This is a genomic window from Kitasatospora sp. NPDC059648, from assembly GCF_042734825.1.
Lineage (GTDB): Bacteria > Actinomycetota > Actinomycetes > Streptomycetales > Streptomycetaceae > Kitasatospora.
On the sequence record NZ_JBHWDU010000155.1, the window covers coordinates 1 to 9,467 of the forward strand.

The 9,467-nt window shown below is 73.7% G+C and carries 8 protein-coding genes; 6 read left to right on the top strand and 2 right to left on the bottom strand.

Features of this window, described 5'->3' with window-relative positions; all coding sequences use genetic code 11:
* Positions 1-391: 391 nt before the first annotated feature.
* Entirely contained in the window at positions 392-2,140 is a 1,749-nt protein-coding gene (locus tag ACFV1W_RS39215) for a SpoIIE family protein phosphatase (RefSeq protein WP_380422213.1), read from the top strand.
* 61 nt (positions 2,141-2,201) lie between these two features.
* On the opposite strand, the gene ACFV1W_RS39220 is transcribed toward ACFV1W_RS39215, so the two are convergent.
* The gene (locus ACFV1W_RS39220; RefSeq protein ID WP_380422215.1) at positions 2,202-3,311 is read right to left on the bottom strand and encodes an endonuclease/exonuclease/phosphatase family protein; all 1,110 of its coding nucleotides are present in this window, start codon (positions 3,309-3,311) and stop codon (positions 2,202-2,204) included.
* Positions 3,312-3,397: 86 nt separating this feature from the next.
* Here ACFV1W_RS39220 and ACFV1W_RS39225 point away from each other — a divergent pair, with 86 nt between their 5' ends.
* Together ACFV1W_RS39225 and ACFV1W_RS39230 are read left to right on the top strand one after the other, a co-directional pair.
* A complete protein-coding gene (locus tag ACFV1W_RS39225; protein WP_380422217.1) occupies positions 3,398-4,135 on the top strand; it encodes a response regulator transcription factor in 738 nt (245 codons plus the stop codon).
* Positions 4,128-5,255: a sensor histidine kinase gene (locus ACFV1W_RS39230; RefSeq protein ID WP_380422218.1), complete on the top strand. Its 1,128-nt coding sequence runs from the start codon at positions 4,128-4,130 to the stop codon at positions 5,253-5,255. The genes ACFV1W_RS39225 and ACFV1W_RS39230 overlap by 8 nt, the downstream gene beginning before the upstream one ends.
* A gap of 85 nt (positions 5,256-5,340) precedes the next feature.
* On the opposite strand, the gene ACFV1W_RS39235 is transcribed toward ACFV1W_RS39230, so the two are convergent.
* The gene (locus ACFV1W_RS39235) at positions 5,341-6,750 is read right to left on the bottom strand and encodes a peptidoglycan-binding protein (protein WP_380422220.1); all 1,410 of its coding nucleotides are present in this window, start codon (positions 6,748-6,750) and stop codon (positions 5,341-5,343) included.
* A 135-nt stretch (positions 6,751-6,885) separates the two neighbouring features.
* Here ACFV1W_RS39235 and ACFV1W_RS39240 point away from each other — a divergent pair, with 135 nt between their 5' ends.
* From ACFV1W_RS39240 to ACFV1W_RS39250, 3 genes are all read left to right on the top strand, one after another.
* On the top strand, positions 6,886-7,185 hold the full coding sequence (locus ACFV1W_RS39240) for a trypco2 family protein (RefSeq protein ID WP_380422221.1): 300 nt from the start codon (positions 6,886-6,888) through the stop codon (positions 7,183-7,185).
* Positions 7,186-7,443: 258 nt separating this feature from the next.
* Positions 7,444-7,857 (top strand): hypothetical protein, encoded by a 414-nt coding sequence (locus ACFV1W_RS39245; RefSeq protein WP_380422223.1) that lies wholly within the window; start codon positions 7,444-7,446, stop codon positions 7,855-7,857.
* A 146-nt stretch (positions 7,858-8,003) separates the two neighbouring features.
* On the top strand, positions 8,004-8,945 hold the full coding sequence (locus ACFV1W_RS39250) for an SDR family oxidoreductase (RefSeq protein WP_380422224.1): 942 nt from the start codon (positions 8,004-8,006) through the stop codon (positions 8,943-8,945).
* Positions 8,946-9,467 lie beyond the last annotated feature (522 nt).

Consider the following 9,467-nt stretch of genomic DNA (forward strand, 5'->3'; position numbering starts at 1 on the left):
TCTTTGTGTTTGTTTTTTTGTGGGGGGGTTTGTTTTTTTTTTATACGCCCCCGGGGGTGGGGGCCCGGGGGCGGGCCCGCGGGGGGGGGGCGCGGGGGGGGGGGGCGCCCCGCCCCCGCGCCCCCCGCCGCTCGTTGCCCGGGCCAGGACAGGTCCCGATGCCGGAACCGTCAACCGGCCCACCGCGCGCGTGCCGCCACGCGGGGGCCCGGGGCGAGCCCGTGGTCCGTCCCCGGGTGCGGCTGCGCGGTGCGGGCACGCCGTCAGAGGAGGCATCGGGCAGCAGCCGCGGCACCGCGGCAGCGGCACCACGGAAGCTGCGGCACCATGGCAGCCGCAGCACCACTGACCTGCGGTACCGATGGAAGCTCGATCTTCAGGAGGCGAGGACATGACGGATCCGGAGACTGCTGCGGCCGGGCGCAGTCAGCTGGCGGGGGCTCCCGACGCCCGGCTCACCGACGCGCTGAACGCCATCGGGGCCGGCGCCTACCTCGTCGACGACCAGGGGCGGATCGTGGCCGCCAACGTCCACGCCGAGCACCTGCTGGGCCGGCCCGCCGCCGACCTGATCGGCCGGGACGCCCACGACCTGCTGCACCGGGGGCCCCAGGGCCAGCCGCTGCCGACCAGCCGGTGCGGCATGCGGCAGGCGTTCCTCGCCGGGCACCCGGCACAGGCGGAGGAGGACCACTTCGCGCGCCCTGACGGCTCCGTCCTGCGCGTCTCCTGGCTGGTCGCCCCCTACGCCGTCGACCGGCCCGGGCCCCACACGCTCGTGATCTTCCACGCCCCCGAGCCGGCGCCGAGCACCGGGCCGGACCAGCCGAAGCCCGCCGAGCGCCTGAGCGAGCTCGAACGGCTGGCCCTGCTGGCCGAGACCACGACCCAGCTGACCTCCACCTTCGACGTCGACGAGGCGCTGCGCCGGCTGGTGGCCCTGGTCGTGCCCCGGCTGGCGGACTGGGCCGTCATCGACCTGATCGCCGAGCACGACGAGGTGTGGCGCACCACCGTGGTCCAGGCCCACGGCCACGCACTGGTGCAGCGCGACGATCTGCAGGGGCCGATGCCGCCGATCCCCGAGGATTCCCCGATGCCCCTGTCCCGGGCCCTGCGGGGCGTCGCCTCCACCCTGGCGGGGCCCGAGAACTACCAGGGCGCCCCGGACAGCGGGATAGCGGTGGAGCAGCGCCGCCTGTTCGAGACCACCGGCATCCACTCCGCGGCCATCGCACCCCTGCGCGGCACCCGCGAGGTCCTGGGGGCCCTCACCCTGGGCCGCGCCCGGAAACCGGGCGCCTTCACCGTCGCCGACCTTCCGCTGGTGGAGGACATCGCGCGCCGCGCCGGTGTGGCCCTGGACAACGCCCGCCTCTACCAGCGCCAGCGCAAGGTCGCCGAGACCATGCAGAACCACCTGCTGCCCCAGATGCCGCAGGTGCCCGGCCTCCAGATGACCGTGCGCTACCTGCCCGCGCCCGACGCCTCCCGGGTCGGCGGTGACTGGTACGACGCCTTCACACTGTCCGACGGCGCCACCGCCCTGGCCATCGGCGACGTCCTCGGCCACGACCTGGAGGCCGCCGCCGGCATGGCCCAGCTGCGCAACATGCTCCGCGCCCTGGCGTGGTCCCAGCAGCAGTCCCCCAGCCAGATCGTCGAGCGCCTGGACGAGGTGATCATGCCGATCACGGACGTCTCCATGGCCACCCTCGTCCTCGCCCGGATCATCCGGAGGGACGACGGCCAGTGGCAGCTGACCTGGACGAACGCGGGCCACCCGCCACCCCTGGTCATCTCCCGGGACGGCCTGGCCGAATACCTCACCGAAGGCCACGGGCTCCTGCTCGGCACCGGAGTGCGCAGACCCCGCCCCGACGCCACCGTCCTGCTGCCGCCCGGATCCACCCTGTTGCTGTACACCGACGGCCTCATCGAAACGCGGGGCCGGACCCTGGACGACGGCCTCGGCCGGCTCCGGCAGCACGCGGCCGCCCTGGCCCACCGCCCCCTGCCGTCCTTCACGGACCAGCTCCTGCGCCGGGTCCAGCCGTCCGGCATCGACGACGTCGCCCTCCTCGCCGTTCGAACGCCGCACCACGCGACCGACCCCGAAGCCGACGGTCATCGGGAATGAAGGAGCGCGGCCGGCGACGGCAGCCGGGGAGACGGGCCGCCTCGACCGCCCTGGAGGCGGCTCACCAGTCCAGCGCGGCCGCCACCGGCAGGTGGTCGCTGCCGGTGGCCGGCAGGACCCGGGCGCTTCGCGGCGTCAGGCCGCGCACCAGGACGTGGTCGATCCGCACTACCGGGAAGGACGCCGGGTAGCTGAAGCCGAAGCCGGCCCCGGCGCTCTCCTGGGCCGAGTGCAGCCGCGAGGTGAGGCCGGCGAGTGCGCGGTCGTCCGTCGCGCCGTTCAGGTCGCCGAGCAGGACGACCCGCTCACCGGGGTCGGCGGCGACGGCCCCGGCGAGGGCCTGCACGCCGATGTCCCGCGAGACCGTCCAGAAGCCCGCCCCGGGGTACACGCGGACGGATCCGAGGTGGGCGACGTACACCGTCAGCGGCCCGCGGGCCGTCGTCACCGTGGTGCGCAGCGCCCGGTTCTCGTCGGCGTCGCTTCCGGTGGGCCTGCTGGTCCCGAGGGGCCCGTAGTCCATGACGTCGATCGGCTGGGCGGCGGACAGCGGCAGTGTGCTCCAGAGCCCGACGGTGCCCCGTACCTCGTGGTAGGGGTAGGTCTTCGCCAGCTCGGTCTCGTAGCCGCCCAGGGACTGCGGGGTCAGCTCCACCAGGGCCAGCAGGTTCGCGTGGGAGGCGGCGAGGTCGCGGGCGGTGCCGACCGGGTCGGGGTTGTCGGCGTCGACGTTCTGCTCGACCACGGTGAGGTCGCCGCCGGGGTGGGACTTGTCGGAGAGCAGCCCGCCGAACATCTGCAGCCACACCGTCACCGGCAGCAGCAGCGCGAGCGTCGCGGAAGCGGAGCGGCGCCACAGGGCCGCGGTCAGCAGCAGGGGGACGGGGAGCGCGAACCACGGCAGGGCGCTCTCCGCCAGGCTGCCGAGGTGCCAGACCCGGTTGGGGATCTGCGCGTGCAGCAGCATGGCGAGGCCGAGCAGCAGCGCCAGCGCCGTGAGGACCGGAGCGCGCTTCCACGGCTCCGGCCGGGTGAGGCCGTGCAGGAGGCGGGCGGTGCCGGGCGCCCGGCCGGGGCCCGGGCCCCGACTCCGCCCCCGGTTCGGGGGCCCGGTGCCGGAACCGCTCTCCCGGCGGCTCGTGGTCGGCGCTGACGGCGTGGTGTGCTCCATGCCCCCACCCAACGCGTCCCGGTGTTGCCGGGGCGTATGGAGTTTCCGATACACGGACGATATGTCCCGACTCGTAGCATCGGGCCATGCGCGTGTTGATCGTCGAGGACGAGCCCTTCCTGGCCGAGGCCATCCGCGACGGCCTGCGGCTGGAGGCCATCGCGGCCGACATCGCGGGCGACGGGGACACCGCCGTGGAGCTGCTGGGTGCCAACGCGTACGACATCGCCGTCCTCGACCGGGACGTTCCCTGGCCGTCCGGCGACGAGATCGCCCGGCGCATCGTCGCCTCCGGCAGCGGCCTGCCGATCCTCATGCTCACCGCGGCGGACCGTCTCGACGACAAGGCCTCCGGGTTCGGGCTCGGCGCCGACGACTACCTCACCAAGCCGTTCGACCTGCGGGAACTCGCGCTCAGACTGCGCGCGCTGAACCGCAGACGTGCCCACAGCAGGCCGCCCGTGCGGGAGATCGCGGGACTGCGGGTGGACCCGTTCCGCCGCGAGGTCCACCGGGACGGCCGGTTCGTCGCGCTGACCAGGAAGCAGTTCGCCGTACTGGAGGTCCTCGTCGCCGCCGAGGGCGGTGTCGTCAGCGCCGAGGAACTCCTGGAACGCGCCTGGGACGAGAACGCCGACCCTTTCACCAACGCCGTGCGGATCACCGTGTCGGCGCTGCGCAAGCGCCTCGGCGAGCCCTGGATCATCGCCACCGTGCCGGGCGTCGGCTACCGCATCGACGCGCGGACGGCCCCGCAGCCGGGAGCGGGGCGGGAGAGCGGCGGGCGTCGGGAAGGCGAGCAGCACGGGGGCGGGCGTGGATAGACGACGGGGGCCGAGCGTCCGCCTCAAACTCGCCCTCAGCTATGCCGGATTCCTGATGGTCGCCGCGGTCCTGCTGCTCGCCGCGGTGTGGGTCTTCCTGCTGCGCTACGTCCCCGACCGGGCGTTCCTCATCCCCGGCTCCGCCGACACCCCCACCACCGGGGTGTTCCCCGTCCGGTCCAACCTCCTGCACGTCTTCGCTCCGCGGGCGGCCGCGGTGCTGGCGTTCCTGCTGGTGTTCGGCCTCGTCGGGGGGTGGCTCCTGGCCGGCCGGGTCCTCGCCCCGCTGACCCACATCACCGACGCCACCCGCCTCGCCTCGACCGGGTCGCTCTCCCACCGGACCCGGCTGCCCGGCCCGCAGGACGAGTTCCGCGAACTCGCCGACGCCTTCGACACGATGCTGGCCCGGCTCGAAGCCCACGTCGCCGAACAGCAGAGGTTCGCGGCCAACGCCTCGCACGAACTGCGCACCCCACTGGCGATCTCCAAGGCGCTGATCGACCTCGCCCGCCGCGACCCCCGCCACGACACCGGTGAGGTCCTCGACCGCCTCCACGCCGTCAACACCCGGGCGATCGAGCTCACCGAGGCGCTGCTCCTGCTCAGCCGCGCCGACCAGCGCTCCTTCGCCCCGGAATCCGTCGACCTGTCCCTGGTCGCCGAGGAGGCCACCGAGACCCTCCTGCCCCTCGCGGAGCGGCACGGCGTCCGCGTCGAGACCGCCGGCGAGCTCACTCCCACCACCGGCTCGCCCGCCCTCCTGCTGCAACTGACCACCAACCTCCTGCACAACGCGATCGTCCACAACCTGCCCGGCGGCGGCACGGTGCGGGTCACCGCCTTCCCGGGCCCCGGCAGCGCGCTGCTCACCGTCGAGAACACCGGCGACAAGCTCAGCCCGCACCTGGTCGCGACCCTGACGGAACCCTTCCAGCGCGGCACCGAGCGCGTCCGCACCGACTCCGGCACCGAGCACGCCGGCATCGGCCTCGGCCTGGCGATCGCCAAGTCCATCACCGGGGCCCACGACGGCACCCTCACCCTCGCCCCGCGCCCGGACGGCGGCCTGAGCGTCACGGTGGAACTGCCCGCGACGGCCCCGCCCACCGGGAAGTGACCTGCCGGTGCCGTCCGGCGAGCGGCGGACCGCGCCGGACCTCGGCGCGGTCCGCAGTGGTCGCGACGGCGTTGCTCCTGCCCCGTCAGCTGCCGCTCGGCGTGCGGGTGCGCAGCACCTTCCAGGTGGACGGCCCGACGATCCCGTCCGGGGTGAGCCCGCCCTGCGTCTGCAGGGAGCTCACGGCCTGCTGGGTGTAGCTGCCGTAGCGGCCGTCGATGTCCCGGGCCCCGAGGGGGAAGCCCAGACGCCGGAGCAGGCACTGGGCCTCGGCGACGTCGTCCGGGTCGCTCGCCCCGGGCGCCAGGACGGCGGTCACGGTCCGGCTGATCCCGGCGTACCAGAGACCGTTCTCCTGCCGGAACGCGCAGGTGTACGGCGTCAGTTGCCCGATCGTGAAGGGCACCCAGCCGGTGCGCCGGTGGGTCGTCTCGTCGGTGACCCGGGCCCGGTACGTGCCCTTGGCGTCGGTGCTCGCACAGGGCCAGCTCCAGTGCACGGAGCCGTCCTTCGCCACGGTGCCGCTCTCGCCGGACGCCCCGAGCGGAAGGGCCTGGCCGTCGGGTGCGAGGATCTCGTTGGTGTAGCGGCCGCCGGGCGTGAAGCCGGCCGACTCGTTGTCCAGCTGCCGGCCGGCGTGATCGCAGGCGCCCACGATCCGGAAGCGCAGCGGCGGCGGCTCCGTGAGCCGGGCCGCACCGGACCAGGCTGCCAGGGTGACGGCGAGCGTCCCCGCTCCCGTTCCGAGGAGCAGCCGGCGGTTGCGCCACCAGGGCACCGCCGGCCGCAGCGCCGGCACCACGCCGGCGCGCCGCAGCGCCCGCCGGCCGGCCTCGTCGGCCGTCGCGAACCAGCCGTCCGCCCGGCTGACGGTCAGCGTGCCGAAGCCTTCCTCCCGGCGGTGCATGGTGACGACCCCGACGATCCGGCCGTGCGCCCACACCGCGGCCCCCGACATCCCCTCCCAGGGCGAACACCGGCGCTCCGGGGGCCACTCGGGCTCCTGCACCCGCAGTTCCAGCGTCCGCTCCCGGCGGTCGGCCAACGGCGCGATCCTCCCGCGGGCATGGCAGGAATCCCGGTAGCTCGTCGCGCCGCCGGGGTCGTCGCGCAGCTTGAACAGGGGGAAGCCCAGCGCGCTGCTGCGCAGGTCCGTGTCCGTTTCGCGTACCGCCCCGAACCGTGTCGGCCTGACCCGCCGTCCGGGCCCCGCGCCGTCGCGTTCCAGGGCGAGCAGGGCGACGTCGCAGCGGGCGTCGGACCAGAGCACGTGCGCCCGTGCGGTCCATTCGGCGGGCCGGTCCGCCTCGAACCGGACCCGGATGTCGACGGCCCGGCGCACGACGTGTTCGGCGGTCAGCACGGTGCCGTCACGCACCAGGTAACCGGATCCTCGGTCCTCTCCGCCGACGGCCCGGCAGACGATCACCTCCGCGGCCCGTTCTGCGCGCAGGCCCGTCACCGGCGCGCCCCCGTCGGCCGCGCGCCGGTGCACCAGCCAGGTCCCCGAACTCCGAACAGGCTTCCCATGCCATCGAGTTGCCCGTTCTGACAGGGCGTCATTCCTGCGCCCTCCGGCGTCTATAGTGAGGCTGCGTTCAGCATCCGAGCCACCCTTTGGGAGTGAGCAGTGATCGAACTGTCGGACGTCATCCGCGATCTGCGCGCCCAGTTGGAGCAAGCCGTGGCAGAGGGCGCCGACCAGGCGATCCAGTTCGAACTCGGCGAGGTCGAACTGGAGGTCTCGCTGGCGCTGGAGCGGTCGGCGGAAGGCGGTGCCCGGGTGCGCTTCTGGGTCGTGGAACTCGGGGGTGACGGAAAGCGCGGCCACACCGACACCCAGCGCATCCGCCTCACCCTGCAACCGCGGATGGCCGCCACCGGCCGGCCGCCCACGGTCTCCGGCCAGTCCCGTCGCGGGGAACGGTGACGGCCCGAACCCGCTCCTCCCGCCCGGTGTCGACTCCGACGGTCCGCCGCACCGAACCGAAGGGACGACCGTCCTGCATCCGAAGTGTTGCCCGCCCCGCCAACGCCCCCCTGCTCCTGACCCCCTGGCGGTCCCGTCGGGCGCAGGCCGGCGCGGCGCCCGACGGGGCCGCGCCCGCCCTCGATGGCCCGTTGCCCGTGGTGCTATTTTGAACGCGTTCAAGTAGCTTGAACGCGTTCAAAGTCGTCTTGGGGGTGGATGATGACCGGATCGTTGGCGGCGCGTCGCGCCGAGTCCCGGCCGTGGGGGCTCGCCGCGTGGGCGGGGGCTTCGTGGTCGGTCTACGCGGTCGGGTACGTGACGGGTGAGGCGGGCGCCGACGGAGAAACCCTTGTCATGTGGTGCCTGGCCGGTTTCAGCACCCTGATTCCCTTGGCGGTGCCGGGACGTCGGGGTTTCCGTGCGGCCTGCCTTGTCGTCGGCTGGCTCCAGTTCGGCATCGAGATCATGTTCTCGCTCCCGTTCCTGCTGATCCCGCTGCCGGTCTTCGTGGCTGTGTGCCCGTCCGGCGTCGTGCTGCTGCTCGCAGGCCGGAGGAACGGCGGCCCGATCGGCAAAGTGATCGGTGTCCTGCTGTGCCTGGCCCCCCTCGCGCTCTTCGCGTTCGTCTGAGGAAGGAGGGCGAGGAGCTCGCGAACCCGGCGGCCCTGGTCGGACAGCAGGTCCGACCACTGACCCGCTGCCGGCCGGCGCGGGCCACCCCGGCCATATGCTTTACTCGGTTGTATTTTTAACCGAGTAGCGTTTTCATGGACGGCATGAGCCACACAGACACTCCCCCCGTACTCGTGACCGGGGCGACGGGCCGGATAGGTCGCGTTGTCGTCGACCGACTCCTCGGCGCGGGCGTGCCGGTCCGCGCCCTCGCCCGTCGACCGCAGGAGGCGGCCGCGGCGCTGCCGGCGAACGTCGAGGTCTTCACCGGCGACCTCACCGCCCCCGAATCGCTCGACCCGGCACTGGACGGCGCCGGCGCGGTCTTCCTCGTCTGGACCGCCCCGCCCCGGACCTGCGCCGACGTCGTGGCGCGACTGGCAGCCCACGTGCGCCGGGTCGTCTTCCTCTCCTCCCCGCACCAGACTCCGCACCCCTTCTTCCAGCAGCCCAATCCCATGGCGGACCTGCATGCCGACATCGAGCGACTCATCGCGGCGAGCGGACTCGAGTCGACGATCATCCGGCCGGGGATGCTCGCATCGAACTCACTGGCCTGGTGGGCGCCCGCGATCCGCGCGGGCGAAGTCGTCCGGTGGCCCTACGGCGCTGCCCAGACTGCTCCGGTCGACGACCGCGACGTCGCAGCCGTCGCGGCGCGCACGCTCCATCAGGACGGACACATCGGAAAGGACTACGTCCTGACAGGGCCCGAGTCCCTGACCCAGGCCGCGCAGGTGCGCCTCATCGGCGATGCGCTGGGCCGCCGGATCGCCTTCGAGGAGATGGCGCCGGAGGAGTTCCGGGACTCGGCGCAGGGCGCGGCACCCGACTCGGTCGTGGACATGCTGCTCGCCGCATGGAGCGCGGCGGTCGGACGACCCGCCTACGTCACCACTGCCGTGCGCGACGTCCTCGGAACGGCACCGAGAACGTATCGCCAGTGGGCCACCGCGCACGTCGGCGCGTTCACGAAGAGCGATGCCCGGAACCCGATCGGCCTCGGCAGGAGCGCGGAGCCCGTACCTTCCCGAACGATCCCCTGAGCGGCCGAGCACAGTGAAGCCGACGCGGCCCGAACGGGCGGCGGGGAGGGGAGAGCAGTCGCCGTGCGTCGGACGTTCCGCTCGAATCGTCTTCGCGGACACCCACGGGGGGACGAGCGCACGGCACTCGCCGCTTCACGGAGGCAGACGTCGCCCTCGCGGCCCCACGACGGTCAGCCGGCGGGCGTCGGTCGCGGGCGCCGTTCCGGTGACGCCGACGATCCGGCACGCACCCTGATCGTAGCCGCCCCCGGACGACGGCCGGGGACCGGTCCCGGCGTCGAGGTCCTCGACGAAGCGTTTGAACCGGCGCAGGTCGCCGCGCACCGGGCGGCGGCAACCCGCCGTCCCGCCCGCCGCCTCCGGGCGGCCGGCCCGTCCTCCCGGAGGGGACAGGGCGCTCGCGTCGTTCGCCGTGTTTCGCCGTGTGTGGCGGCGGTCTCAGTGCTGCCCCCGGCGTGGTGACCCAGTGTGACGGCGGGTGGCGTTGTCGGTGATGGCGGCGGGGGCTGGGGGGTGAGT